Source organism: Bacteroides sp. ZJ-18, assembly GCF_011038705.2.
In the GTDB taxonomy this organism is placed as follows: Bacteria; Bacteroidota; Bacteroidia; order Bacteroidales; family Bacteroidaceae; genus Bacteroides; species Bacteroides hominis.
Genome location: NZ_CP072198.1, coordinates 2431749 through 2458086, shown reverse-complemented (window position 1 = coordinate 2458086; position 26338 = coordinate 2431749). Strand labels below are relative to the sequence as shown.

The 26338-nt window shown below is 43.3% G+C and carries 22 protein-coding genes; 2 read left to right on the top strand and 20 right to left on the bottom strand.

The annotated features are described in order from the left end of the window. Positions 1-84: 84 nt before the first annotated feature. From G7Y45_RS09755 to G7Y45_RS09710, 10 genes are all read right to left on the bottom strand, one after another. Complete coding sequence (locus G7Y45_RS09755) at positions 85-981, bottom strand: histidine decarboxylase, pyruvoyl type (RefSeq protein WP_032543266.1); 897 nt, start codon at positions 979-981, stop codon at positions 85-87. Positions 982-1522: 541 nt separating this feature from the next. After that, positions 1523-3025, bottom strand: coding sequence for a putative Ig domain-containing protein (locus G7Y45_RS09750; RefSeq protein WP_022012349.1), 1503 nt, complete (start codon positions 3023-3025; stop codon positions 1523-1525). 118 nt (positions 3026-3143) lie between these two features. Then, positions 3144-3602, bottom strand: coding sequence for a hypothetical protein (locus tag G7Y45_RS09745; RefSeq protein WP_022012350.1), 459 nt, complete (start codon positions 3600-3602; stop codon positions 3144-3146). Positions 3603-3640: 38 nt separating this feature from the next. Continuing rightward, positions 3641-5338 carry a RagB/SusD family nutrient uptake outer membrane protein gene (locus tag G7Y45_RS09740; RefSeq protein ID WP_165017612.1) on the bottom strand — a complete coding sequence of 566 codons (1698 nt, stop codon included), beginning with the start codon at positions 5336-5338 and terminating at the stop codon, positions 3641-3643. A gap of 15 nt (positions 5339-5353) precedes the next feature. After that, positions 5354-8746 carry a TonB-dependent receptor gene (locus G7Y45_RS09735; RefSeq protein WP_165017609.1) on the bottom strand — a complete coding sequence of 1131 codons (3393 nt, stop codon included), beginning with the start codon at positions 8744-8746 and terminating at the stop codon, positions 5354-5356. Positions 8747-8894: 148 nt separating this feature from the next. Beyond that, the gene (locus G7Y45_RS09730) at positions 8895-9830 is read right to left on the bottom strand and encodes a FecR family protein (RefSeq protein WP_137569048.1); all 936 of its coding nucleotides are present in this window, start codon (positions 9828-9830) and stop codon (positions 8895-8897) included. Between the two features lie 52 nt (positions 9831-9882). Continuing rightward, a complete protein-coding gene (locus G7Y45_RS09725; RefSeq protein WP_022012354.1) occupies positions 9883-10461 on the bottom strand; it encodes an RNA polymerase sigma-70 factor in 579 nt (192 codons plus the stop codon). A 760-nt stretch (positions 10462-11221) separates the two neighbouring features. Further along, on the bottom strand, positions 11222-12967 hold the full coding sequence (locus G7Y45_RS09720; RefSeq protein WP_022012117.1) for a phospho-sugar mutase: 1746 nt from the start codon (positions 12965-12967) through the stop codon (positions 11222-11224). A gap of 106 nt (positions 12968-13073) precedes the next feature. Then, positions 13074-14711 carry a C69 family dipeptidase gene (locus tag G7Y45_RS09715; protein WP_032530190.1) on the bottom strand — a complete coding sequence of 546 codons (1638 nt, stop codon included), beginning with the start codon at positions 14709-14711 and terminating at the stop codon, positions 13074-13076. Positions 14712-14781: 70 nt separating this feature from the next. Further along, positions 14782-16434 carry a M23 family metallopeptidase gene (locus G7Y45_RS09710; RefSeq protein WP_165017606.1) on the bottom strand — a complete coding sequence of 551 codons (1653 nt, stop codon included), beginning with the start codon at positions 16432-16434 and terminating at the stop codon, positions 14782-14784. 752 nt (positions 16435-17186) lie between these two features. Between G7Y45_RS09710 and ald the strand changes: the two genes are divergently transcribed. Further along, positions 17187-18296 (top strand): alanine dehydrogenase, encoded by a 1110-nt coding sequence (ald, locus tag G7Y45_RS09705; protein ID WP_165017603.1) that lies wholly within the window; start codon positions 17187-17189, stop codon positions 18294-18296. 98 nt (positions 18297-18394) lie between these two features. On the opposite strand, the gene G7Y45_RS09700 is transcribed toward ald, so the two are convergent. The 7 genes from G7Y45_RS09700 to G7Y45_RS09670 form a co-directional block, all read right to left on the bottom strand. Beyond that, entirely contained in the window at positions 18395-19339 is a 945-nt protein-coding gene (locus tag G7Y45_RS09700; protein WP_032530194.1) for a nitronate monooxygenase family protein, read from the bottom strand. 58 nt (positions 19340-19397) lie between these two features. Further along, on the bottom strand, positions 19398-20102 hold the full coding sequence (locus tag G7Y45_RS09695) for a DUF4858 domain-containing protein (RefSeq protein ID WP_005776237.1): 705 nt from the start codon (positions 20100-20102) through the stop codon (positions 19398-19400). Between the two features lie 151 nt (positions 20103-20253). Beyond that, on the bottom strand, positions 20254-20766 hold the full coding sequence (locus G7Y45_RS09690) for a DUF4943 family protein (RefSeq protein ID WP_005819122.1): 513 nt from the start codon (positions 20764-20766) through the stop codon (positions 20254-20256). Positions 20767-20802: 36 nt separating this feature from the next. Further along, positions 20803-21843: an outer membrane beta-barrel protein gene (locus G7Y45_RS09685; RefSeq protein WP_165017600.1), complete on the bottom strand. Its 1041-nt coding sequence runs from the start codon at positions 21841-21843 to the stop codon at positions 20803-20805. Then, positions 21827-22378 carry an RNA polymerase sigma factor gene (locus tag G7Y45_RS09680; protein ID WP_005809497.1) on the bottom strand — a complete coding sequence of 184 codons (552 nt, stop codon included), beginning with the start codon at positions 22376-22378 and terminating at the stop codon, positions 21827-21829. Before G7Y45_RS09680 ends, G7Y45_RS09685 begins: the two co-directional genes overlap by 17 nt. Before the next feature lie 194 nt (positions 22379-22572). Further along, a complete protein-coding gene (nadC, locus tag G7Y45_RS09675; protein WP_005809499.1) occupies positions 22573-23412 on the bottom strand; it encodes a carboxylating nicotinate-nucleotide diphosphorylase in 840 nt (279 codons plus the stop codon). Further along, positions 23405-23797 (bottom strand): DUF4783 domain-containing protein, encoded by a 393-nt coding sequence (locus tag G7Y45_RS09670; protein ID WP_022011300.1) that lies wholly within the window; start codon positions 23795-23797, stop codon positions 23405-23407. The genes nadC and G7Y45_RS09670 overlap by 8 nt, the downstream gene beginning before the upstream one ends. 96 nt (positions 23798-23893) lie before the next feature. Between G7Y45_RS09670 and rlmH the strand changes: the two genes are divergently transcribed. Further along, entirely contained in the window at positions 23894-24367 is a 474-nt protein-coding gene (gene rlmH, locus G7Y45_RS09665) for a 23S rRNA (pseudouridine(1915)-N(3))-methyltransferase RlmH (protein WP_005776229.1), read from the top strand. Positions 24368-24376: 9 nt separating this feature from the next. Here the strand turns inward: rlmH and queF are convergent, their stop codons facing one another. From queF to G7Y45_RS09650, 3 genes are read right to left on the bottom strand one after another with little or no spacing between them, the layout of a single operon-like run. Continuing rightward, complete coding sequence (gene queF / locus G7Y45_RS09660; RefSeq protein WP_005776228.1) at positions 24377-24832, bottom strand: preQ(1) synthase; 456 nt, start codon at positions 24830-24832, stop codon at positions 24377-24379. Positions 24833-24846: 14 nt separating this feature from the next. Next, positions 24847-25506 carry a 7-cyano-7-deazaguanine synthase QueC gene (gene queC / locus G7Y45_RS09655; RefSeq protein WP_005809507.1) on the bottom strand — a complete coding sequence of 220 codons (660 nt, stop codon included), beginning with the start codon at positions 25504-25506 and terminating at the stop codon, positions 24847-24849. Between the two features lie 40 nt (positions 25507-25546). Next, positions 25547-26227 carry a queuosine precursor transporter gene (locus tag G7Y45_RS09650; RefSeq protein WP_005776226.1) on the bottom strand — a complete coding sequence of 227 codons (681 nt, stop codon included), beginning with the start codon at positions 26225-26227 and terminating at the stop codon, positions 25547-25549. Positions 26228-26338 lie beyond the last annotated feature (111 nt).

The window sequence follows — 26338 nt, the reverse complement described above, 5'->3', positions numbered from 1 at the left end:
ACCAGGAACGGATAGAAAAGAAATCCGTTCTCAGCATCATAAACCTGTGTACCTATTCGTAGCCTGTGTTTTACAGTTAAACTTCTATTCAAAAATAGTCAGCTCTTCCAGCCCTAACTTCTCTTCCCAGTCACTGATGGTCATCTGGCAAAGATCAGCCGGTTTCATATCGGCAGGGACAGCATTCTGGGCCAAATAGACAGCAGGAGTGCACGACAAAGCACAACCAACCTGATCGGGTTCTACAAACGTATATTTATAACCAATATAAATACGGTCGTAAATTACATCCTGATCCTGTCCGCAAAGTACAATGCTGTTGGTAGCTTTCCGGAGTATCCCTTCCAAAAAACCAATTGCTTCGCCTTCCGTTGTCGAATCATCCCCGTAAATTCCGGCGTCTTTCACAAACAGGCAGGCTCCTTTACTACGGTTTTTCAAAATAGCCAGTCCGATCACAGACCACACCCATGTGGGACCGCATGCTACAACCTTTCGGCTTCCTCCCGGCACATAAGCTCCGGGGAGTATGGGAAAACGACGCTCTTTGGCACGGCCGAACAAACGTTCGGTTGCCTCCAGCAACGGACGGATATTATAAACAGGAACGTCTACCCCTTCAGGCTGTGCCTGCATATAGATAGGCATCTCCTTTCTTTTGGCAATGTCATCGTGCATTGCCAGGTCAAATCCCCAGATAGCTCCATTTTGTCCACAAAATGAAGAAGCCTTCATTAGATTGACTTGTCCGAGATATGCGTCGTTTTTCTCACAGCGGTCCTTTGCTACAATCTTTTCAGTTATTGCATCAAGGTCTTTCACGTCGACTGTACCGACTGACAATTTCATTGTCGAAATATATCCTTCACCACTTGCAACTCCGGGATTCAAATATCCCATGCAAAATTCTTTACTTGGCCCTATAGCCTGACTAATCACATTAGAGGCATCATAACGGATGCCGGACACAAGATCTTTCATACGTTTTTAAGTTTAGATGTTGCAGTAAGAACAATATATTGCCAAGAATGATTAGCCTCTGCTCCATAAAGAAAGCAAAAGAAGACGAAGAAGACAAAATACTAAAAAATGTGAAGCTATCAATTTGCTAAGTTCAAACAGATATTCCAGCAATCTGCTTATCATTCAAAGAGTTCGTTTCAAGCAATTATCAAGTTTATATCAACTGTTTATCTTATAGATAATATCATATTAAGATTGGAGTTAATTAAAAAATTAAATAAACTTGAAGCATTCAGTTCAAATTATTCTTTATCACTATGAATTAGGGGAAGGTAAAAATAAGAAAATGCGCAAGTTGTATTTCTCAACTGACACGAAATTAAATTACTTCCATAAAAGTACTTTAGCACAACTGCTTTCCCATGCAACGATTTATTTCCGTGTTGGATATTTAACCCAGTTTAGGAAATAAATCGAAAGCAATGAAAAGCAAGAATTCAATTTGCGGCATAAGTGCCAATTAAGTATTTAACAAACTATTATAAAAAGAAAAATAATTTCAATTCGTTTTACCGAAAATATAGACCTTGCATTGATAAGGGGCCAGTTTTATTATCAGTTCCTTTGAATCACTACCACTCTTTGTCAAATGGTTGTCTAAACAGTATATCTGTCCAAATGACAAATCGGCAATCGTATTTTCATTCAATATTACAGTTTGCGGAGAACTTGCCCGGTTAAAACAAGCCACAGCTTTACGTCCATCTGCCAACGGCTTGACCCAAATATCATAATGATCCGAGCGGATGCTGCGTTCTGCCTGTCTGCCTAATACATCCTGATTAATGGCTATTAAATCAGCATCCAACAATATTTTTAATGTACTATCATTCATATTGCGCACATCGTTTCCAGAAAATAAAGGAGAAGCCATCATGCACCACAGGCTAAAATGGGATTTATATTGTTCCTGGGTACATCCTTCCGACTCATAACCAATACTCATACTCTTTCCATCTATTCCAACCACTAACATGTCTGGATCATTCCAACCGGATGGACCGGCATATTCACTCAGAGGAGCATTGATTTCAAGGATATTCAATATACCACGTAATCCCCCAACATGGTTTGCATCTCGATACCAGATATCACCGATATCTCCTGATACTCTCCATAAATGTCCACCCACTTGCTTCGCCCACTTCCAAGGTTCGCGCTGTCCCCACTCACAAACTGAATAGACAATCGAACGATTAGTAGCCCTCAGAGCTCTTCCCATCTTCACATATCGTTCCATAGCTTCTACCCTACCTACAGGAGCATTACAATAGTCATATTTCAACAAATCAACTCCCCAAGAGGCAAAATCTTTTGCATCTGTTTCTTCATATCCGTAGCTACCACAAACACCACCACAAGTTTTTTCGGCCGCATCCGAATAAATTCCCAATTTAAATCCGCGTTCGTGCAGATAATCAGCTACATATTTTATCCCACGTGGAAACTTAGTTTTATCAATCTGCAAATGTCCGTCAGCCCCCCGTTCCGGCAACTGCCAAAAGTCATCTATGTTAATATAGGAATATCCCAAATCACGCATTCCGTTCGCTATCATCGCATCTGCCGTTTGCAGGACCAGTTCTTCAGTCAGGTGCTGTCCAAAAGTATTCCAACTGTTCCAGCCCATTGGAGGAGTTAATAATAATTCATCACCAATGCGGATGACCAATTGTTTCACACTTACGCCTAACGCATTCTCAGCCTTCAGAGTCACAGTATAATCTCCTTTGGAGGTCACAACTCCACTAATAATGCCAGTCTTCGAATCCAGTTCCAATCCTTCGGGAAGTTTTTCGACACTCCATCGCATCGGTCGCTGACCGGAAGTCGGAATATAAAAGATAAATGGAGTTGAAGGGTAATTACCCGTAATCTGAGGAGAATTGATATGTGGTCTCCCTTCAAATACTTTCAAAATAACATCTCCGGCAAAAGCAGAAGGAATGACTGTCCATAAAGCAAAAGAGAGTAGAAATGCAATGAAATAGGGTTTATTCATAATTCTTCTTTTTATTAATTTCACTAAAAAAATAAAATAACAGATGAAGGAAGATATTTTTTCAAATGTCTTCCTTCTTCATTTCAATTAGTTATCCGAATAACTTCAATAGTTATTCTTATTTCACAAAATCTGTAATCTTTATTGTCCATTCTCTTGTCGTACCGTCGGCAGCAGTCACCTGATATTTAAACTCCTTAGCTGAGAAATCGCCAGGAGTACCCAATTTAGGGGCTCCGTTCAAAGGCGCAATCTTAGCAGCAGTAGAAAGATCCATATAGGCAATAAGATTACTTAATGATACATTTTGCCTGACAGCATCTGTAAAGCTGCCACTAACCGTTGGAACCGTTAGCTTGCAGGTAATCAGATTATCGTCTTTCGAAATTTGTTTTTCAATGTTGAGTGTTTTAACAGCCATCTGATTCTTAGCCTCATCCCACCAACGATATTCAAAGTTCAAATTAGTAATTTCAGCTTCATTATAGGTCTCCAAATCATCCAATCCTGATTTCAGGCAAGATGAAACCGTACCTATTAGAAATATTAACAAAACAGTATTTATAAGTTTCTTCATATTCGTAATACTTTAATAATTAGACATCCAGCATTTTTCTACCATCCCTCGTTCTGGTCCAAATTCGGATTCAGATCACGTTGTCCTTGCGGCACAGGGAATAAATAATGTTTCTTGGTGAAAGTACGCTCATTATCGCTTTGGTAAATGGGTAGCGGAATTATCTCAAAAGATTTTCCATCAGGAGCTATTTTCATGAACTTCTGTTCAACAGTCAGCTCCGGAACAACCTCCAGACCGTCAGCCTTGCCCCAACGAAGTACGCTCCAGTATCGATCACCTTCATTGACGAGTTCTATACGGCGTTCACGTTTATACTCTTTCCAAGTTTCTTCCAGTGATAAGGATTTTTGCAATTCTGGCAAACCACCATGGGTTACCCTCGTCTTATTGATATAGTCAATAGCCGTTTCCTTATCACCCTGCCGCAACTTGATTTCCGCATAGTTCAGATAAGAACGTCCCAAACGTAACAAAGTATAATGATAATTCGTTTTCTCCGAGTTCAACAAACGCTTGGCTTCATAAACACATTTCCGATAAACATATCCTGATACCGGCATCCCCCAGAATTCAGTCGTTTTGGAAGTATAATAAAGATTACCTCCCTCACGAAGCCACACCCTATTAGCGAAATAAGAACATCCGTCGTAAACGATAGAAGCCTTGAATCGTTTATCGCGATTCTTGTAAATAGCATCTTCAACCGTCCCTCCGTCAGCCAGGAATTTCTGATAATAAGAAGTCTGGTCCCACTCTTTGGCTTTTCCATCCTCATCAACTACAAGATAATCATTCACTAAATCAACAGAAGGAAATCTTTGCGGCCAACCAGCCATCTCCTCTACCAAAGGATACTTTGCCTGTACATCGGCAATCAACTTAGAGGGATCAATATTAGGAACCAGTCTCTGCATCCAAGTATCTGAAAAATTTGTATTTTCAGCACTTCTCCATTGTGCCAGAATTATCTCGCTTGAGACCAATGAATGATCATAATCATTGAACATACCGGCGTAGTCACCATCCAAAGAGTATTTGTCCAATGCAAACAGATCTTCACAGGCCTTTGCTGCTATCCGGTAATACTCTTCCTGCCCATTTTCAATGTATGCAGCTCCATGCAAAGCAGCTTCTCCCAATAACGCATAGGCAACACCGCGTGACAGTCCACCGGATGGAGCATCTACAGGTAGATCAGGAGCAGCCTCCTTGAGGTCGTTCAGTATGAAATCATAAGTTTCTTTCACTGTAGCCGTACGAGGAAACTTCATATCCGCTTCCGGATCAATAAGTTCTTTTACTAACATCAATTTACCGAACAAGCGAGCACGCGTAAAATAGATCATAGCACGTATCGTCTTAGCCTGTGCTATAAAATTAGCTTTTTCCGCATTCGTAAAGGGAGCTTCCGGAACACGTGCCAACACCATGTTGCAACGACGGATATCTTCATACTTATTCCATCCCGCATCATAATAACGGTCTATCAATTCTGCATTCACATCTCGCCCATCTTCCAAAATAGCTTCATTATCAGTCCAATTGTCTTTCCAAACCATCATATTTGTAGCATTGGCCAACGCAGTATAAATGAATGCTTGTGTCAAGTCAGTACTTTTCCACACATCATTCTCCGAATATTTGTCAAGTGGTCCCTTGTCCAATATATCACTGCAGGAAAAGGCGACCAAGGCAAATAGCATAATTACAAATAAATTCTTTATCTTATTCATATTTATTCCTCCCTATTAAAAACCTATTGTTACACCAATTGAATAAACTCGCTGTACAGGATATCCGTCGCCACTGGTACTCGATGTTTCCGGATCAAAAAACTTGCCGATACTTGAAATGGTAAAAAGATTACTGCCGCTCAGATTCACACGGCACATCTGCAACCAGTCACATCTTTTCAGATACTTGTATTTGAAATCGTAGCTCAACTGCAAATTCTTCAGACGAAGATAAGATGCATTCCGCATCCAGAAAGTAGAACTTACCTGATTATTGTTTCCATTCACACCGGAACTGATTGAAAGTCTTGGAAAATCAGCATCTGTATTATCCGGTCTCCAATAGTTCAACTGGTTTTCGTAATAGAGATATTTACCTTCACCCTTCTGATAGCGGTCACCAAGAGTCATGTAGCGTTCGCCAGTACCATAGAATAAGCCCGACAAAGTGAATCCCTCATAGCCAAAAGAGAAGTCGAGAGCATAAGTGAAGTGAGGCAGTGTCGGCTTTCCAACACGTACCTGGTCTTCACCGTCTATCTTACCGTCACCATTTATATCCGTATAGCCGATGTCTCCCAACTTGGTTTGGGTAGATCCCAGTCTTCGGGGAGAGTTCAGGATATCTTCCTTGTTTTGATAAAATCCCGTATCTATATATCCCACTCCATAATAATCGGCTTGATGCGTCTGGCGTTTATACGGATTCATCAGGTCAGACAGGGCTTCATCCGCTTTCACCTTCCACAGGCTATTGAAATACGTCATATTGAATCCTACTTCATAAGCGAATTTACGCGGAGTCGTATCCGACCAGCGCATGGTCAATTCCACGCCTTCGCGACGCTGTTCGCTATTCGATTTTATTTGCGGCAAAGCTTTTCCTAAAGGAGTAGTATAACGGTCGCCCGGACTCATCAAACCACCTTTAGTTACATAATAGAAATAATCGAAAGTACCTTTCAGGCGGCTGTTGAAGAAAGCCATATCCAATCCCAGGTTAAAGGAGTTTACCTCGTACCAGCTCAGCAATTCCGGAGAGACCAAAGCCCCTTCACTGAATCCGGATTGCAATTTTCCTCCGATTACTATTTTCTTCTCATCCAAATTGTAAGTGGAAAGATATCCAAAACGGTTTACTCCGCTTTCGGTACCTGTCTGTCCGTAAGAAGCGCGTAACTTGAGTAAATCGACCACATGTTGATCCCATTCCTTGAAGAAAGGCTCTTCACTGATGGCCCATGCCACTGCTCCCGAAGGGAAAAATCCCCAACGGTGTCCCGGCGCAAAATTGTCCGAACCATCGTAACGGAAACTGCCTTCCACTATATAACGGTTCATAAAGTCATATTTCAAACGACCTACAAATCCCATACGTCCGCCTTCATCCGAGTTACCGCCATTCTGTTGTGTATCTGCCGCACCGGCAAATAACTGGTCAACAACTGTTGACAAGTATTCACCACGATACGCATTGAAGTTCCATCCATTGTTTTCGGCAATTGTATAAACGAATTTGGCATCAATCGTGTGCTTTTCAGCAAAAGTTTTTGTATAGGCGGCACTTACTTCAAAATTGTATGATTCGCCCCAATAACCTTCCTCTTTCAATGTTGGTTTGCCTATTGGATATACAGAACCATCTGGATAATACAGAGGTGCTTTAGTGCTGAAATTTTTCACATGCGAGTCATTCAAACGATAGTTGAACATGGCACCAAGAGTCAGCTCTTTCATCCAGGGTAAAGTCCAGTCTGCCGCTACTTGTGTATTGATGAACTTGCCATAGTTCCTGTTATATCCTGAGCGCTTATCCATTTCTGCGAGTGGGTGGTCGGTGACTGCCGTATAAGTGCCATCCTCGTTATAAGCCGGATTCAATGGAGACTGGTTATAAAGATCTTCCCATATCTTCTGCGCCGAGAAGGAAGGATATTCCTTCTTTTCATAAGCTCCGTTCAAGTTCAGACTGATTTTTAGGCCGATCTTGTCAAAAGTTGTGTTAACATTACTGCGAACGGTGTAGCGGTCATAATTCAATGCATCCGAAGTGTAGATACTACCTTGGTTGAGCATGCCCAAAGAAAGGTAATAATTCACTTTATTGCCGCTTCCGCTCAAGGACACAGTATGCTTGTATTGAGGGGCAAAAGTTTTTAGTCCTTCTCCCAACCAGTCAGTGTCGGCATGTCCGGCTGTGTAAGGATCAGACTGATTCTTAATAATGTTCAGCACTTCCTGGTTAAATGGCAGGTCTGCCTCATTCAAACCATCATTGATGCCGGCAAGCATCTGGTTGTAAGCATAGTCGTAACCACGGGTTTTCTCCAGTAATTTGGTGGGTTGGCTAAATTCAGCATTGAACGTATATGTTACCGCTGTCTTTCCTTTACCTCCCTGCTTGGTTTTCACCATCACAATACCATTGGCAGCCCGTGAACCGTAAACAGCCAGAGATGCTGCATCCTTAAGAATTGAAAGGCTTTCAATATCATTCGGATTCAGCGTATTGAAATCCCATGCATCGGAAATAACACCATCTATGACATAGACAGGTGCACCACCACCGCGGATCGAGATAGAAGGGGTAGATCCCGGTTCACCACCTGATGATTGTACAATAACACCTGTTGCACGTCCGGCCAGTGAAGCTGTTACGCTACTAAATGGCAGGTCCTGCAATTTCTCACCTTTCACGGCTGTAACTGCAGATGCCATCTTGCGTGTAGAAGTAGTTCCATAACCAATTACAACAACCTCGTCCAACATTTTATTATCCTCAGACAACGCCACATGGATATGTTTTTGTCCGGCTATGGGAACTTTTACATCCAAATAACCTATATAACTGATAATAAGTACATCCTTTGGAGCAACCTCCAAGGTGAAATTACCATCGAGGTCAGTAATAGTTCCTTTATCTGTACCTTGTATTTTGACATTCGCTCCAATAATGGCCTCTCCTGTCTTATCTACCACTGTTCCGGCTATCTTTTTAGTTTGTTGTTGAACAACAGATGAATTATTGTGCACTTCTTCTGTTTTTTTCTCTAATATAATATGCGAGCCTTCCAATTTATATTCAATGCCAGTATTCTGTAATATTTGATCTAATACCTTTGAAACGGCCTGCTTATTTGCCTTAATAGTAACTATCTTATTGACATTTATCTGACTATTATAAATAAAAAGATAATCAGTCTGACTCTCTATCGCCTCTAAGACCTTATTTAGTCCTACATTATCCATGGCAAGACTAACTTTTGTATTTTGAGAATAGGAATTTCCGGCATACAAAGAAAAAACACATGCCATCAATAGGAATAATGTAATTCTCATAATTCTAAAAAAATGTTTTATTTGGGGATTTTTAGGGTAATATGACCCTGACAAAGTGTTATTTTTCATACCTTTGTATAGATTTTAAATTGATACATTTTTAATAAAAAATTGTGTTGATTTCTTATGCCGGTAGGTGCGGGAACACCTATCGGCATTTTCAATAGGTTAACTTAGATCATTTTTCATAGGCATTTCGCTTTTAAGAATTAATACTTTATTTTATATAGATAATTTGTTTTTCATTATCTTTCTCATATTGGAAATCTATATTTTTCTGTAAGATACGAAGTGCATAATCTATTCCGTCGGTTTGTCTGAATTTCCCCGTAAAATTAATCTGCAATACATTTTTATTCTCTATCACTATTTTCACTCCGTAATACTTTTCAAAGTCTTTCATAATATTAGGAAAGGATTCATCAGAGAAACAGATAAGCCCTTCTTTCCAACGATAAGGATTATAATCTTCCACTTTAGTCATTACGAACCGTCCTTTTTCTAATGACAATTTATGATCAGGCTTTAATATTACTGTTTGCGATGAATCTGCTTTCAAAGTAACCTTAACACTACCATGCATCAATGTAGTTTCAAATTTTTCTGTTCCCGGATATGCATCTACATTAAACTTCGTACCTAATACTTCAATGCTATAGGCATCTGTGTGCACAATAAACGGTTTGCTTTTATTCTTTTTCACATCAAAATAAGCTTCTCCTTTTAATATAACGAAACGCTCCCGACTGTTAAAAGAAGTCGGATATTGTATCGTTGTACATGCATTTAACCAAACATTACTACCATCGGGTAATGTGACATTGGTCCTTTGTCCTTCAGGAACAGAAATCGTGTTCATTGCCATTGAATCCAGATCGGCTTTATGCTCCTGATAGAAATAACTAAGCAGAAGTGTCAATATTACAGCAATGGCAATTTTCAGCCACTCTATTCTTTTATTATGTGTAAAATTGAAAAAAGAGATTTTCTTTACCGGAAGCGGATTATTAAGCATCAAGGCATCAAAAATTTTGCGCTCCCTATAGAAGGTACGCTCGTTTTCGTCTGATGCTTCTACCCAAGCCTTGACCCTTTGTCCTTCCTCTATGGAAACCTTTCCTTTATAAAAATTATATAGTAAATCTTTATCCATGACAATGTATTAATGTCCCTTTATGTATAAGGCACTTCATGGAAAAGGTATCCTAGTGAAATCTCATCAAAAAATAAAGAAATAATGGAAAGTAATCTTTTAGGTTAATCTGTAATGCCTTTAAAGCCTTACAAATATGAAAGTCTACACCTTTGGTGGTCATATTCATTAAAGCAGCAATCTCCTTATAAGATTTGTTTTCATAACGGCTTAAAATAAATATTTTGCGTGTACGTTCCGGCAATTTATCCAAAGTTTGCTGAATCAACTCTTGCATCTCCTTGACTAAAAGTTCATAGGGTTCACAAGCATCTAAAGAAACGATACGTGCATTGAGTTCCCACTCAATATATTTTCTAATATTTTCAGAATGTTCTTCCCGTATCTGCAAATGACGAAGATAATTAAGACTTTTATTTTTTATGATGGTAAGTATATATGCAGGAATATTGGATACTTCAGATAAAGTATTTCTGTTTTCCCAATAGTAAATTAACGCTTCTGTCGTTATATCTTCCGCTACATCCCAATCTCTGACATAGGTATTAGCAAAATTCACAAACCTTGTCTGATAATCATTATATAGCTGATTAAAAGACATTTTATCATTCGGATTGGTCTTAATATGCATTACATAGAATTAAAAGGTTCTAAAAATATTTTCATTAACATCGCACAAGACTTCTTCATTTCGTTGTGTATCTTTGATGTGCGAAGGTCACAAATTAATTATAAAACAAAGAACATTTAAAAACATTTTAATATATAATATCATATATTATAATAATAAATTTACTAATTATTATTTATAATTTACAAAAAACTTTGCTTATATATTATTAACACATCAATCACTTTTTACGATAAAGAATGCATACTCCTGAAAAAACAGATTTACACACAACTTCCCTCTAAAGTAAATTCACTGGCAGAAAAGACTATATCTCTATTAGCCATATCTCAATAACTCTTTTAAATCTCCATTAGTTCGGTAGTAAGATGAAGAACAAACGCAAGAGTTTGTATTCTAAGTAATACCATGGATATACCATCATTTATAGTCGTAAGATTGACATACATAGCAGTTCTATAAGTGTCTCAGGCAGCACCTCCAAGCTAAAAATTTTTGGACTACTACCAAAAGTACCGTAAAAATATAATAACTACACTTCAGCCGAATAAACAAAGCCCAATGAAAAAAGCGTGATTAAAAAACAATTCACAACACAGCCCGATACGCCAGAACACAAGTGCTTAACTGTCGGCTTGCATTCGATAGAAAAAGAAATGCCCCATCCAATTCAGGACAGGGCATTTCGATAATACTATAATACTATGAACACATTTATATTACCCAAAGTATCTGTTAAAAGAGTGCTTAAAGAAGTTCCTTAAATACCCAACGATTTCTTCACAGCTTCCACTTTTTCAGTAGCTTCTGCATCGGCAGTGGCAAAGCAGTTGCGGCATCCCATCTGGCCTTTCACTTCGATGTAGAATTTGATCTTCGGTTCCGTTCCTGACGGACGAACAGACACTTTACCACCATCTGCGGTGAAATATTGCAGCACATTCGATGGTTCCGGCATATCGATGTCACTTACATGACCTTCTGCATCTGTCTGCTTCAGAGTTTTATAGTCTTTTGACAGAATCACTTTCGAGCCACCCAACTCTTTCGGAGGATTAGCACGGAAGTTTTCCATCATGGCTTTAATCTCTTCGGCACCGCTCTTACCCGGTTTCACTACGTTTACAGTAAATTCTTTAGAGAATCCATATTCAACGTAAATGTCCATCAGCAACTGATACAGAGTCTTTCCATTGTCTTTAGCCCAAGCAGCCACTTCGGCAATCAGGCAGCAAGCAGAAACAGCATCTTTGTCACGAACAAAGTCTTCGGCCAGAAAACCGTAGCTTTCTTCACCACCACCGATGTATTTCTTCTTACCCTCACGTAAACGAATTTCACGGGCGATCCATTTAAAGCCGGTATAACAGTCGAGCATCTCAATTTGATTTTTGTCGGCAATCTTCTTGATCAGTTCGGTAGTAACAATGGTCTTCACACAGAATTCATTACCGGTCATCTTACCCAGTTTATTGTATTGAGTGATGATATAATACAGATACATCAGGCAAGTCTGGTTACCGTTGATCAATACCCATTCACCCTTATCGTCCTTGCAAGCGATACCTACACGGTCGGCATCCGGATCGGAAGCCATTACAAGGTCGGCATCGATTTCTTTAGCCAGATTGAGAGCCATTGTCAGGGCTTCCGCATTCTCCGGATTGGGAGAAACAACCGTCGGAAAGTTACCATCCTTAATCATCTGCTCGGGAACAGTGTATACATTTTCAAATCCCCACATCTTCAGTGCACGGGGAATCAGCATCATACCCGTACCATGAATCGGAGTGTAGACAATCTTCATATCTTTATGACGAGCAATAGCTTCAGGATCGATAGAAACGGTTTTCACCATATCCAGGTATATTTTATCGACATCTTCCCCGATAATCTGAATCAGCTCCGGATTACCCTGGAACTTAATGTCGGCAGCAGAAGCAATCTTGTTCACTTCGTCGATAATACCTTTATCGTGCGGAGCCAGTACCTGTGCACCATCATCCCAGTAAGCTTTATAGCCGTTATATTCTTTCGGGTTGTGTGAAGCAGTCAGAATGATACCGCTCTGGCAACCAAGGTGACGGATGGCAAAAGACATCTCCGGAGTAGGACGCATCTCCTCGAACAGATATACTTTAATGCCATTGGCAGAGAAAATATCCGCAGAAATCTTAGCGAACAGAGAACTATTGTTACGGCAATCGTATCCTACCACAACAGAAATCTGTTTCAGATTCTTAAAGTTTGCGTTCAGATAGTTAGAAAGTCCCTGAGTTGCGGCTCCAACAGTATAAATATTCATACGGTTGGTACCTACTCCCATGATACCACGGAGTCCGCCCGTACCAAATTCAAGGTCTTTGTAAAAGGCTTCAATCAATTCTGTCTTATCTTCGTTCTCCAACATGCGTTTCACTTCAGCCTGAGTTTCGGCATCATACGCCGGGGTCAGCCACTTCTCGGCTTTCTCAGTCACCTGTTTGATTAGTTCTTCATTCCCCATGGTTATATCTATTTTTAGAGATTAATAATTATTCTATTCAAAATACAAATGTAAAAGAATAAGTTTGAAATTCCTATCTTTTAGCGAGAAAACTCTCCGGAAGCGTTTATTCAGTCACTTTATAACGTTCGCCGGTTTGCTTCACATATTCCTCAAGGAATTCTTTTGAATAGCCCGGACGTACCACACCGGCGGGTTGGCCGATAGCGTTGCGCTCGAACTTACCGTCCTTCATCTTGCGGATGACACCGTCATTATACTTCACAATGATAAATTCTCCCAGACGTTTCCAGGTGTCGAAAGTGCTTTGCGCCGTCATGTTGGTATAATTGGTCAGAAGCGCCACAGCTGCTTCCGGATTTTTCTCGTACAGTTTAACGGCAGCAGACTCAATCCCCTCCTGCGCCTCGTTGAAGGTGGTTTCAAGTTCATTCTGTGTGGAACGTACATCACCGATCATCAAATCGTAACGGGGATATACCATATTAGCCACCCAGTTGAAAATCCAGAAAGCAGAATTCCATGAGAAAGTGATATAATCGGCACCATCCACACGGGTATAGCATACCGGAACTTTGGTAGTACAGCAATATACGGGAGTGAAAACGGTCATGTTGGCATCATCCGTACCGAACCAGAGTACACCGCCTACTGCATCAGGCAGATTGGCACGCATCTGGGCCACAAAAACGAACCCACTCTGCTGTGTAGAAATAGGACGTTCGTTGAAGTATTCCTGATCGCCCACTTTAAAAGTCAGCGGAGAGAGGCGGTAAGGTGTTTTATAAGGTCCGGCACCAAAGTCATTGCTGATATCAAGAGCAGTTCCTTCATAATGGTCACGCATGGCATTCTTTACGTCCTGAACTGAAAGTTTGCGTTTCGGTTTCACGAACAAAGGCATCGGTTCGTTGGTCTTTCCCTGGATATAAGGCAGATAAGCCTCACCCTGATCGGTAAACATATTGAAATAGCTCCATACACGGGCCTCGCAAAAACGGCGGGCACCGAAATCAAGCGGCGCATAAGCATCGGCAAAACTGAAATCTTTATTCACTCCGTTGAAATATCCTTTTTCACGGGCAAAGGAAATGACATCGTTGGAGTACATACAGTTTGCCTTGTCATTCATATCAAACTGATGGATACGAGACTGGTTGGCATGTGCCGAGATGCAGTCATCGGGCACACGAACAGCTACCCAGACGGCTCCCCGTATGCCGGGCCCTTTCCCTATCATTTCCATAATCCATATTTCATTAGGATCGGCAATGGTAAATGACTCACCACTGCTATAATATCCATATTCCTGAACCAGCTCAGTCATCACCTTAATGGCTTCACGGGCAGTGCGCGAACGTTGCAGTCCTACGTAAATCAAACTTCCGTAATCGATAATGCCCAGTGTATCTACCAATTCAGGACGGCCGCCAAAGGTAGTTTCACCAATGGTTACCTGAAACTCGTTCATATTGCCGATCACATTATAAGTCTGACGCGCCTGCTCAATCTGTCCCAGATATTTTCCGGTATCCCATTCATGGATATCCATCATCGTACCCTTGGGATAGGTAGCTGCGGGATAATGATATAACTCGCCAAAGAGTCCGTACGAGTCAGCCGAATAGGAAACAATGGTCGAACCGTCGGTAGAAGCATTCTTACCGACAATTAAGTTAGTACAGGCGAAGGTTTCCGCCACTGCCGCAGTCAAGAGAGCGGCAAAGAGAAAGATTCTTTTCATATAATAAATTATTAATACAATATCTTATTCTGTTTTACCCGGATAATCTCCGGTTATTTGGTTTTGAAAGCTACCAGACGAAGGTTTCACGAACCGTTGTCTCGTTCCCGCAATCGTCCGTAGCGGTCATCTCTACCGTATGGCGTCCACCTTTCTTTACATATTCAGGATCGAGTTTACACTCCCAATACGATTTTGTCAGGTTAGGACGTCCGAACAGAGCGAATTTTCCATCAATCGTGCCACGATAAGACCGGATGCCGGTTTCTTTGTCCTTCAGCCGATAAACAATTTTCCCATTACGTCCCCAGACATTCTTGCCCACCGGAATAATTTCGGGAGGCACTGTATCTACTCCTACCGTATAAGTGCCCAATTCACGGATACGGGTTTTCATAAATCCACCCTCGTAAGTTCCTCCGGCACTATACATACCACCTTTGGGAGTAACACGAGCCACGTAATATTTCGTTGTATCGGCAACCGGCTGATGACGAAGCCCGATACGCAACTCACAGCCACCGTGCAACGGCACTTTCTCATCATTGAGCTGATAGGTGTAAGCAATTGCCCCGCTGTCGGAACGTACTTCATAATTGAGAGCCACATTGTCGTATAACATCCCCCGGGGGACGGTAAGGGTCAAACCGGGTTCTTGCAAAAAGTTCGTTTTGTCCCAGGCAAAGAAGTACTTCTCCCGATGTTCAGACGGCTTTATCGGCTGTTTTTTTCCACGCACCGTAAAGTGATAGCGGGAAGTGTTGCCAAAAGCGTCTTTCAATTCATATTCGAACTTGTAATCCCGTTCTTCATTGATGGTCACCAATCCACGGTTATCATTCGAAGCCCGGAGCATACGCAGCGTATTGCCCGGATCAATAAATGATTTCATATATTGCCCGTAGGTCCAAGAGTTTATCATCCGGTTCTCGTCCGGAACAAAGCGATCGACCACACTACGAAACACTTCCGTTCCATCTACCTTGAGCACAACAGTATGCACACCGTAACGGTTGTGAACACCGTCCATGTAATCATAAGCCTTGATACCCGATCCGATCACTCCCCATGCCTCGATGGGACGCGTCCCATTGGGTTGGAAGGTTTGCCGCTCCGAACTGCCTTGCACGATTCCGGTTCCCGGCTGTGGAAACAACATAACGCCCTCAGCCCGGGGAGCAGTGGTATCTTTTATTTTTGATTTGAAAAAAGGCATCGGATCGACAGATTCACCGGTAGCGGTTTCCAGCAAGTCCAGATGCAGGTGCGGTCCGAATGAATAACCCGTATTACCGCTCCAGGCTATCTGTTGTCCCGCCTTTACCGGATATTCCCCCGGTTCGGGAACAATCTCTACTTCCCAATCTTCTTTTTCGTATTGAAGCTTCTTCACTCTTCGGGCAATGTCCGGCATAAATCCGCTCAAGTGCCGGTTAATAGTTGTATAACCGTTATTATATACCACATCGAGTACATGTCCCGAACCATTGGTGACACGAATACGTGAGATGTATCCGTCGGCCAGCGCGCGCACCGGTTTACCGACAACTCCCTGAGTCTTAAAGTCAAGACCGCCATGAAAATGATTGGCACGAATTTCTCCGAAATTACCGCTCAGAGTCAGTGTAAAGTCAAATGGAGGAACAAAAGCAGCCTGCTTCACATCTTGTGAATGTCCCTGAATGCTGCAGGCAAGCATCAGAGCAACTATATACTGTTTCATGTAGTTTGCTTAAAAATGGAATCTTTGCAAAAATACATTATTCCTGCCATATCAGAAAACAGAAAGATGGATTTTATTCCTGCCTGCCACGGCTCTTTATCCCCCGCCTTCCTCTCATACAAAAAATACGTTTCGATCTTCCATCTTCCACCTTTTAGAATGCATATCGTTGATTGTAAGATGTATAGATTGGTGGAAGATGCGGTTTTTATGCCATTTATCTTCCACCCCCATCTTCCATCTTCCACCCGCTGTTTTAGGGGGCATTTTAGTAGTAACTATTTGGAAAACAAATGGATATATCCAATTTCTTATCCGTTAATCTCTCTAAAAGCATTTCATTTCCCTTACTCTCTTTAGTGCAAATGGTCGGATCCTTATCTCAGCCCCGGCATGCGGGCTCATCGGCCCGGGTATGCGGGCTCATCAGCCCGGGCATGTGGGCTCATCAGCCCGGGTATGCGGGCTGGGATAAAGAGTTGTATGACATTGGTTAATCTACTACACTTCTCCGGTAATAGCCGGCCGGATTCTTTCTTAAAAAAGAAACAACGAAGCACTGCTTCCGCATCGCTATGTGCGAATGGAAGGTTTTGTGGGGGGGGAGGACAAGGGAGGAAGGCGGTTGTTAAATGAAAGAGCCGTGCCTGCACCTCTACTATCACTCTGCTGTAAAACATCCGTATAAGGATAACAACATAAGCAGAATTTTCTTACATTGTGCCATGTTTAACCCTTAATAGAGTAACGTTATGATTATCGGAGTACCTAAGGAGATTAAGAACAACGAGAACCGGGTGGGCATGACGCCCTCGGGAGTTGCCGAATTAGTGAAACGCGGACATACTGTATACATACAGCACACCGCAGGAGAGAACAGTGGTTTTCCGGACGAGGCATATATAGCCGCAGGAGCGCAGATCCTGCCCACTATGGAAAAGACGTATGCCGCAGCCCAGATGATAGTGAAAGTGAAAGAACCTATCGCACCGGAATACAAGCTGATCCGCAAGGGACAGTTGCTGTTCACTTACTTCCATTTTGCCTCCGATAAAGAACTGACTCTTGCCATGATAGAAAACGGCTCGGTTTGCCTTGCTTACGAAACGGTAGAAAAAGCTGACCATTCTTTACCCTTATTGATTCCTATGAGTGAGGTAGCCGGACGCATGGCTATACAGGAAGGCGCCCGTTTCCTGGAAAAGCCGCAAGGTGGAAAAGGTATTCTGCTGGGAGGTGTACCGGGTGTGAAGCCTGCCAAAGTATTAATTCTCGGCGGAGGCATCGTAGGCAGCAATGCAGCCCAGATGGCAGCCGGCCTGGGAGCAGATGTCACAATTGCGGATATCAACCTGGCCCGTCTTCGTTATTTGAGTGAAACACTGCCAAAAAATGTAAAAACCTTATATGCTTCGGAACTGAGGCTGAAGAAAGAGTTGCCGGACGTAGACCTTGTAATAGGCTCGGTCTTGATTCCGGGAGACAAGGCTCCGCACCTGATCACCCGCAGTATGCTGAAGATGCTGCAACTGGGTACAGTATTAGTGGATGTAGCTATCGACCAGGGAGGATGTTTCGAAACTTCGCACCCCACTACCCATAGTGAGCCGACGTATGTGGTCGATGGAATCGTACATTATGCCGTAGCCAATATTCCGGGAGCAGTGCCTTACACTTCTACATTGGCACTGACCAATGCCACTCTGCCTTATGTAACAGCACTGGCAGGAAAGGGGTGGAAACAGGCATGCAAAGAAGATCCGGCACTGGCTTTGGGATTAAATGTGGTAGAAGGGAAAGTGGTATATAAAGCAATAGCTGAGGTATTCGGGCTTAAATACGAGCAATTGAATTTAGAATAACAAGTAATACCACGGAGTAACACAGAGTTTCACGAAGCAGAATCATAAAAAGAAGAACTCCGTAAGACTCTGTGTTACCCTGTGGTGGAATGATCCGTTTATAACAAAAAAGAAGATACCTTGTCCGAAGCTCTGCGGTATCCCTCCAACAATTCTTTCATTACCTCGTCCACACTTTGCCTGCGGCGGAACAGAGCAGCCACCTGCCCTATCTCAAGCTCTCCTTCTTCCAGATCACCTTCGAAGATGCCTTTCTTGGCGCGTCCTCTGCCCAAAAGTTCACGAAGTTCTTCGGCAGAAGCTCCCCGCGCCTCAGCCACTTCCACCTTATCACGGAACGAATTGGTCACAAGACGGGTAGGCGCCAGTTTCTTCAGCAATAATTTGGTATCGCCTTCGTTCAACCGCAAACAATATTCCTTGAAAATATCACTTGCCGAACTTTCATCCGTCAGAGCAAAACGAGTACCTATCTGAACTCCTTCGGCCCCTAACGCCATCGTGGCAAAGATGGCCTCACCGGTACCAATCCCTCCAGCCGCAATCAAAGGTAAAGTAGTGGCTTCACGTACTGCAGGAATCAGACAAAGCGTCGTTGTCTCCTCCCGGCCATTATGCCCGCCGGCTTCAAAACCCTCAGCTACCACGGCATCGACTCCCGCCTCTTCGCATTTCATGGCAAACTTAGAAGAAGAAACGACATGTGCCACCGTGATGTCACGCTCTTTCAGCCAGCCGGTCCATGTCTTCGGGTTTCCGGCAGAGGTAAATACGATTTTAACCCCTTCTTCCACAATGATATTCATGATCTCCTCTATCTGGGGATACATCAAAGGAATATTTACCCCAAAAGGTCTGTCTGTGGCTGCACGGCATTTACGAATATGTTCACGCAAAATATCGGGATACATCGAGCCGGAGCCTATCAACCCCAAACCACCCGCATTACTGACAGCCGAAGCAAGCCTCCAGCCACTACACCACACCATACCGCCCTGAATAATGGGATACTGAATACCGAAAAGAGAAGAAATTCTGTTCATAGTCATATCGTTTTTGAAAAAAGAAGGCAAGAATCCCCCTATTTATCTTTTAACAAATTCAATGTATAATCGGTTCAGGAAGCAACACCGTTGTCGAATCACCATACGCTTTCAGAACTTCCAGTGTACGCGCCCTCCGTTCACGTCCTTTTTTGTCCCAGAAATCTTTTGTGAAAATAGTCATCAGGTCAAGACCTCCGATAGTGCCTCCACTCACGGTTACTCCACTTTTGCCAAGCTTCATGGCAGAGGTATGCACCATGCTCTGCGTAGTCACCATCCTGCCATTGGCACGTTCGCCAAACAGATTATGCCGCAACCCACTGGAACGGATTTCCTCGTATGAACTGCGGATACCTTTATCGTATACATTTTTAGCCCAGTTGGAAGGAACGGTCTCATAAAACTCGACAAACGGATCTCCCCGCCACGTATCGGCATCCACCTGTATCTTTTTTTGGTAAATAGGGTCCCAGTTATATTTGGTATTGGCCGTATAAGGCCGGAGAGTCAACACAATTTTCTTTCTATCAAGCACTTGTGGAAGCGTCTCGTCCAATTTCAGACCGGGCTTCTCCTTCGACATTTTGGGAGCACCCGGCAAGCTGTTGAAATCAATCTGTTTCACAGCATCCATATTCAGCTTGATATCCTCTTGGCCGTTCAGGATGCGTTGCAGATTCAATGAATCCTTCGCAGTCCATTGGGCACGGGCTATCAGGACCATCGGACATAACCATATAAACAATATCAAACGCTTCATTCTTCTACACTTATTTAATAAGATGAAAGTACCTGCTTCGCATGCTCCTGTCTTTGAATTCCTTTACGTGGCTGTTCATCGGGCATAAAGGATCACTGCCGCCCCTGAAGACAGCACCAGAAAGTCGATACGTTTCATCTGATTTAGTTTTTTACCACCAACGGTATCCACTCCCGCAAAGGGGCTCGTCAAAGCATGCGTCAATGGTCCATGCCGTACGAGGATACTGCCTGTTTTCCCACCAGCGGCGATACCGGGCAGCAGCATCAAGTAACTCTTCATCGGTCAGGAAATAGATGCCCTCGTAGTTCTCGGCATTGGCTCTCACCATTTTGCAGCCAAACGACGCATAATGCCCTAACCGAATGGTTTCTACGATCCACAACATGCACTCGCCCAACCGGACCTTACCGCTATAGTAAGCAGATACCGGCGGAAGCGGAAAAGAAGCAACCTGAGTCAGGTCTTCTGCATAATTCAGCAATGCCGGAATATCCTTCTCCGTAAATTTAGGCACTTCTACAAAGCCCTTCGGGCTCTTGGTATTATAGTTCCCCGCTTTGAGTTGCCTTACGAAAAGGTCTACATCCGGGTTATTGTAATCTAATGTCTCTTCGCTGCAACTTACACAAGTAAGCAATGATAAAACAACCGTGAGCAGCATAAAAAATGTTTTTTTCATAACGTCCGTACTAAATGGTTAATAGGTCATGCGCAGACCGCAAATCAGGTTAAAATTCGTAGGCCGTGCCGAACGTACTGTTTCCAGCTTGGAGTCTGTCTTGAAATGGTGCGACACTCCCGGTTCGGCAAATAAAGCCAGTTTATCATTAATTTTATAGTTCACTCCCACTCCTGCGGTAAGGGCCAGTTGCACAGGCTCCTGTTTGAAGCTGTCATCGGGTGCTCCCGCTATGCACTTATCCGCAACTCCACCTACAGAAGCATATATATCCAACTTCGGCATTTCCGCAAGTGTCACGTTCAGTTTTACGGGAATTCCCAGATAATGCAAGTTCTGTCCGGCACGCAAACTGGAATATAATAAACCGGTTTCTACGGCTAAATGTTTATTTATTTTTTTCTCTACCGTCAGACCGACCATAACAGGCATCTTATATTTACCATCTCCGGCAGGCAATGCGGTACCGACTGCCGCCTTTACAGCCCATGTCCGGGCTTTAGCGGTCATAGCCGTATAATCGGAAGACGGGGATTCATCAGCAGAATTTACTAAGGTCTGTCCATCTCCGCCAGCCTGCCAATAGTTTTTATCCGGATGATTATTTTGTCCCCTGCGTGTAGTCGTTGCAGAGAAGCTGAATGACATGGAAACCGTAACCGAAACCGAATCATCATCTTCGTCCTGATATTGGGCCAGAGTACCGAAACGCTTAGGCGTCGGTTTACTCAAAACAGGCTCGGAATGTACGGGAGTGAAATCCTGTTTCACCACGTCACCATCCAGGTGAGTCGCATTTCCACTGACAACCGCTACCTGGGTAAAGGCTTCTTCTATCTCCTCTTTCGGAGAGAAGAACCAAAAAGCAGCCGATGAAGCAGCCAGTACCAGCAGTACGGAAGCGGCTGCCGCTACGCGGAAGAAAAACACCTTCCGACGATGGCAACGCACCATCACATCAGAATTCAGTTCTTCCCAGAAACCGTCCCGCACAGTCATCTCGGCATTGCCGAGACGGGAACGGAACAGATCGGTTATTTCATCATTTTCTCTCTTCATGATTTCTATATTCTTTAATCCTTTTTGCCAATAAAAACTTTGCACGGTGCAACTGCGAAGTGGATGAATGCTCCTTGATACCCAACATTTCGGCTATCTCTTTGTGAGACTTTTCCTCAAACACGTAAAGGTTAAAAACCGTCCGGCAGCCATCGGGCAAGTCTGCGACAAACTTCATCAACTGTTCTTCGGATATCGGTCCTGCCTCCCCTCCTTCCGGAAGATCGGGAATATCAGGAAGCTGATCCTCGTGTATCACCAACTGACTGATCCGTTTTTGCCTTCGCAGGTAATCCAGTGCCTGAGTCACCATCACCCGGGTCACCCACGTTCCGAGCGAAGACTCACCACGAAACGAGAAGTTGGTGAATATTTTGATGAAACCGTCATGCAGTACATCGTGCGCCGCTTCCATATCGCCCGTATAGCGGAAACATACCGCCAGCAATTGCCTCGAGTATAGGGTATAAAGTTCCTTACGGGCCGAATCCTTTCCTGCCCGACAGCCCTTTATCAGTTCTATCTCGTTTTCCAATGTCAATTGTCTTTTTAAAATCGAACGTATGTCTGCGTCGTTTGTCTATTAGACGCAAGGATGCAACGAATGCTGCAAACAATAGTGCAAAAAGAAGTTAAAGAAACAATAAACGATGAATAGGCCTTTGCATCAATGCGTAGCCTGTTCATCGTTTATCGCTTAAGAACGTTTATCGCCGACCGTTCAAAATGTCAGCATGCCTTGAAACTCATATCGAGTCCCTTTACCGAATGGGTAAGGGCACCTACCGAAATAAAGTCTACACCACACTCGGCATAGTCACGGAGTGTATCGAACGTGATACCACCGGACGATTCGGTCTCATATTTTCCGCCGATCATCTCGACAGCTATCTTTGTATTTTCGGGAGTGAAGTTATCGAACATGATGCGGTCTACCCCACCGATATTCAACACCTGCTGAAGTTCGTCAAAATTGCGCACTTCGATTTCAATCTTGAGGTCTTTTCCTTTTTCCTTGCAATATTCTTTAGCGCGGTTGATGGCCTTATCAATGCCACCGGCAAAGTCCACGTGATTATCTTTCAGAAGAATCATATCGAAAAGTCCGATACGGTGGTTGACACCCCCGCCAATCTTTACCGCCGCTTTCTCAAGCATACGGAGTCCCGGAGTAGTCTTACGGGTATCCAACACACGTGTTTTGGTGCCTTCCAGCTGCTTCACGTATTTGCGTGTCATAGTGGCAATGCCGCTCATACGCTGCATCACGTTCAGCATCAGACGTTCTGTCTGAAGCAGAGACTGAATTTTACCTTCCACAACCATTGCCACATCACCCGGCTTCACTTCGGCACCGTCGTTGATAAACACCTCAACCTTCATAGTCGGGTCGAAACGGTGAAATATTTCTTTGGCAATTTCGATACCGGCCAATACACCGGCTTCTTTAATCAAAAGTTTCGATTTTCCCATTGCAGTGGCGGGAATACAGGAAAGTGTTGTGTGGTCGCCATCACCTATGTCTTCGGCAAAGGCCAGATCAATCAGTCTGTCTATTAACTCATTCATTGGTTTTATCTATTCTTATTTGATTTATAAAATATTTGTTCTGTACCCTGCGGAAAAAACAGTTCACCCGGAAATTGCCGTTAGCAGTGGTCAGGGTACCGATAATAAAACTCGACTCCTCTCGCTTACCTTCGTGATTTACATTAAAACCACTCACCTTGTTGCTATTAAAGAAAGAAGCAAGTGTTGCTTCAGCAGTCTGTTTGTCGACGCTTGTCGAGCGATTCTGAATTACCAGATCCACCTTCTCTCCCAAATACTTGTTCAGCTCTTGGGAGTTTCCTTTCTTAAACGCCACGACCACGCCCACCGGTATGTCCTGTGCGAAGAGCGAAGTTACAGCGAATACGAGTCCGGCCATCCATAAAAGTACCCGTTTTTTCATAATCACAAGTATTATCGATACGCAAAGGTAAGTATTTAATGCTAAAAACAACATTTTTTTCTTATTTTTGTGCAATAAACAAGAGTTTGCACTTGAATGAAAACAACCCTTATCGTCGTAGGACGGACTGTAGAGCAGCATTATATCACTGCAATTAACGATTACATAGAGCGTACTAAACACTTCATTTCTTTCGATATGGAGGTGATTCCCGAACTGAAAAACACGAAAAGCCTCACCCCGGAACAACAAAAGGAGAAGGAAGGCGAACTGATAGGCAAAGCCCTCCAACCGGGAGACGTGGTAGTGTTGCTGGACGAGCACGGAAAAGAGATGCGTTCGGTGGAATTTGCACGCTGGATGGAGAAGAAGCTGGTAAACGTCAACAAACGCCTGGTATTTATCATAGGAGGACCTTACGGATTTTCACAAAAGGTATATGATGCGGCACACGAAAAGATATCCATGTCGAAAATGACTTTTTCGCACCAGATGATCCGCCTGATCTTTGTAGAACAGATGTATAGGGCCATGACCATACTGAACGGCGGGCCCTATCACCATGAATAGGGTTATCCCCTATTCATGATTCATCAACCGCCGGGCAGCCATCTCTTCATATTTCGTTCCGGGGCGACCATAGTTGGCATACGGATAAATCGAAATACCGCCGCGGGGTGTAAAGATACCGGTCACTTCAATGTATTTGGGATCCATCAAACGGATCAGGTCTTTCATTATGATATTCACGCAATCTTCATGAAAAGCACCGTGATTGCGGAAACTAAACAGATATAGCTTAAGGCTCTTGCTCTCCACCATCTTCACATCGGGCAGGTAACTGATACGTATTTCGGCAAAATCCGGTTGTCCCGTTATGGGGCACAAGCTGGTAAACTCCGGACAATTGAAACGTACCCAATAATCGTTCTCAGGATGCTTGTTATCGAAGGATTCCAATACTTCGGGAGCATAATCCTGCTTATATTCGGTCTTTCTTCCCAGTAAAGAAAGCTGGTCTTTCAGTTCAGTCATAATCTATTAATCATTTAACGGTTTCTTTTACTTAAATACTCTTCCAGCCCCTGTTTCCGCAATTTGCATGCCGGGCAGTGTCCGCACCCGTCGGCAGGAATCCCGTTGTAACAGGTCAGCGTCTCGTTCCGTACAAGATCGAATACGCCGAGTTCGTCCGCCAATGCCCAGGTTTCGGCTTTATCGATCCACATCAACGGTGTATGGATAACAAACTGTTCGTCCATCGCCAGATTCAGAGTGACATTCAACGACTTGATAAACGAGTCGCGGCAATCGGGATAACCGCTATAATCGGTCTGCGAAACTCCGGTAACCAAGTGGAAAGCTCCCTGTTCACGGGCAAAGACAGCAGCAATACTCAGAAAAAACAGGTTACGTCCCGGAACAAAGGTGTTCGGGAACGAATCTTCCGGCTTGTCTTCGTCCATCGAGATGCTGGTATCCGTCAACGAATTGCTTCCAAGGCTCCCGATAAAAGAGGTGTCCATCACATGAAACTCCACTCCTGCCCTTTCGGCTATTCCCCGGGCCAGTTCTACCTCGTGTGCATGTTTCTGTCCGTACAGGAAACTAAGCGCATATACTTTGCTGAAATGTTTCTTCGCCCAGAAGAGACACGTTGTAGAGTCCTGTCCGCCACTGAACAGAACTACTGCTGAATCATTTTTCATCATTTATTTTCTTGAAAAAAGTGTTTTTAAGTTCTCCTTATTATATATCCTTTACCTTAAGTACATTATAGGAGATGTCGGTATCATAAACATCGCTCCCGTCAATTCTCTTAACGGCTTTCACGACACGGATGGTGATCGGAAGGATAATCACTTCGTAAAGGGACTTCAGCACAATCTGAGTGCCCATCATCACCAACAACTCGGGCCAGGCAATCAGTCCGCCGAATGCGATGGGAAAGAAGATCAGTGAATCGGCCGTTTCTCCCACTACCGTAGACCAGATGGCACGGGCAGAAAAATTACGTCCGCCACTGGCCACTTTCATTTTACTCATGACATAGGCATTGAGAAACGAACCGACCAGAAAGGCCAACAGACTGGCTACAACAATGCGGGGAGCCATGCCGAACACAAAATCAAAATGCTGTTCGCCTTCCCAGAAAGGTGCTGCGGGCAACGCCACGGCAATCAGCCCGAGGCCTACCACAAAGAAGTTCATGGCAAATCCGCTCCAAATAATCAGACGGGCCTTTTTAAATCCCCATACTTCGGCTATACAGTCATTGATAATATAGGATATGGGAAACACCAGCAATCCGGCAGTAACAGTGATACTGCCAACCTGAATCACTTTGGTTTCGAGAAGGTTTGCTGCAATCAGGCAGACGTTGAACAGAATGCCGAGCAACATGAAGGGTATAGATACTTTTTCTTTCATAATTCCTGTTTTTTACGTGGTGTTCTAGAATACACGACCGCTATTCACGGCATCATACGTTTACGGGCAGCAAAGGTAGCAATTCTTTTTTAATCGACAAAATAACAATAT

Bases quoted from the DNA above. Each gene is read 5' to 3' on its own strand.
- G7Y45_RS09710 (WP_165017606.1), bottom strand. From the start codon at position 16,434: ATGAAACAGTATATAGTTGCTCTGATGCTTGCCTGCAGCATTCAGGGA.
- G7Y45_RS09720 (WP_022012117.1), bottom strand. From the start codon at position 12,967: ATGGGGAATGAAGAACTAATCAAACAGGTGACTGAGAAAGCCGAGAAG.
- G7Y45_RS09725 (WP_022012354.1), bottom strand. From the start codon at position 10,461: ATGCATATTAAGACCAATCCGAATGATAAAATGTCTTTTAATCAGCTA.
- G7Y45_RS09755 (WP_032543266.1), bottom strand. From the start codon at position 981: ATGAAAGATCTTGTGTCCGGCATCCGTTATGATGCCTCTAATGTGATT.
- rlmH (WP_005776229.1), top strand. From the start codon at position 23,894: ATGAAAACAACCCTTATCGTCGTAGGACGGACTGTAGAGCAGCATTAT.
- nadC (WP_005809499.1), bottom strand. From the start codon at position 23,412: ATGAATGAGTTAATAGACAGACTGATTGATCTGGCCTTTGCCGAAGAC.
- G7Y45_RS09745 (WP_022012350.1), bottom strand. From the start codon at position 3,602: ATGAAGAAACTTATAAATACTGTTTTGTTAATATTTCTAATAGGTACG.
- G7Y45_RS09730 (WP_137569048.1), bottom strand. From the start codon at position 9,830: ATGGATAAAGATTTACTATATAATTTTTATAAAGGAAAGGTTTCCATA.
- G7Y45_RS09750 (WP_022012349.1), bottom strand. From the start codon at position 3,025: ATGAATAAACCCTATTTCATTGCATTTCTACTCTCTTTTGCTTTATGG.
- G7Y45_RS09650 (WP_005776226.1), bottom strand. From the start codon at position 26,227: ATGAAAGAAAAAGTATCTATACCCTTCATGTTGCTCGGCATTCTGTTC.
- G7Y45_RS09700 (WP_032530194.1), bottom strand. From the start codon at position 19,339: ATGAACAGAATTTCTTCTCTTTTCGGTATTCAGTATCCCATTATTCAG.
- ald (WP_165017603.1), top strand. From the start codon at position 17,187: ATGATTATCGGAGTACCTAAGGAGATTAAGAACAACGAGAACCGGGTG.
- G7Y45_RS09670 (WP_022011300.1), bottom strand. From the start codon at position 23,797: ATGAAAAAACGGGTACTTTTATGGATGGCCGGACTCGTATTCGCTGTA.
- G7Y45_RS09690 (WP_005819122.1), bottom strand. From the start codon at position 20,766: ATGCTGCTCACGGTTGTTTTATCATTGCTTACTTGTGTAAGTTGCAGC.
- G7Y45_RS09715 (WP_032530190.1), bottom strand. From the start codon at position 14,711: ATGAAAAGAATCTTTCTCTTTGCCGCTCTCTTGACTGCGGCAGTGGCG.
- queF (WP_005776228.1), bottom strand. From the start codon at position 24,832: ATGACTGAACTGAAAGACCAGCTTTCTTTACTGGGAAGAAAGACCGAA.
- G7Y45_RS09740 (WP_165017612.1), bottom strand. From the start codon at position 5,338: ATGAATAAGATAAAGAATTTATTTGTAATTATGCTATTTGCCTTGGTC.
- queC (WP_005809507.1), bottom strand. From the start codon at position 25,506: ATGAAAAATGATTCAGCAGTAGTTCTGTTCAGTGGCGGACAGGACTCT.
- G7Y45_RS09735 (WP_165017609.1), bottom strand. From the start codon at position 8,746: ATGAAAAATAACACTTTGTCAGGGTCATATTACCCTAAAAATCCCCAA.
- G7Y45_RS09695 (WP_005776237.1), bottom strand. From the start codon at position 20,102: ATGAAGCGTTTGATATTGTTTATATGGTTATGTCCGATGGTCCTGATA.
- G7Y45_RS09685 (WP_165017600.1), bottom strand. From the start codon at position 21,843: ATGAAGAGAGAAAATGATGAAATAACCGATCTGTTCCGTTCCCGTCTC.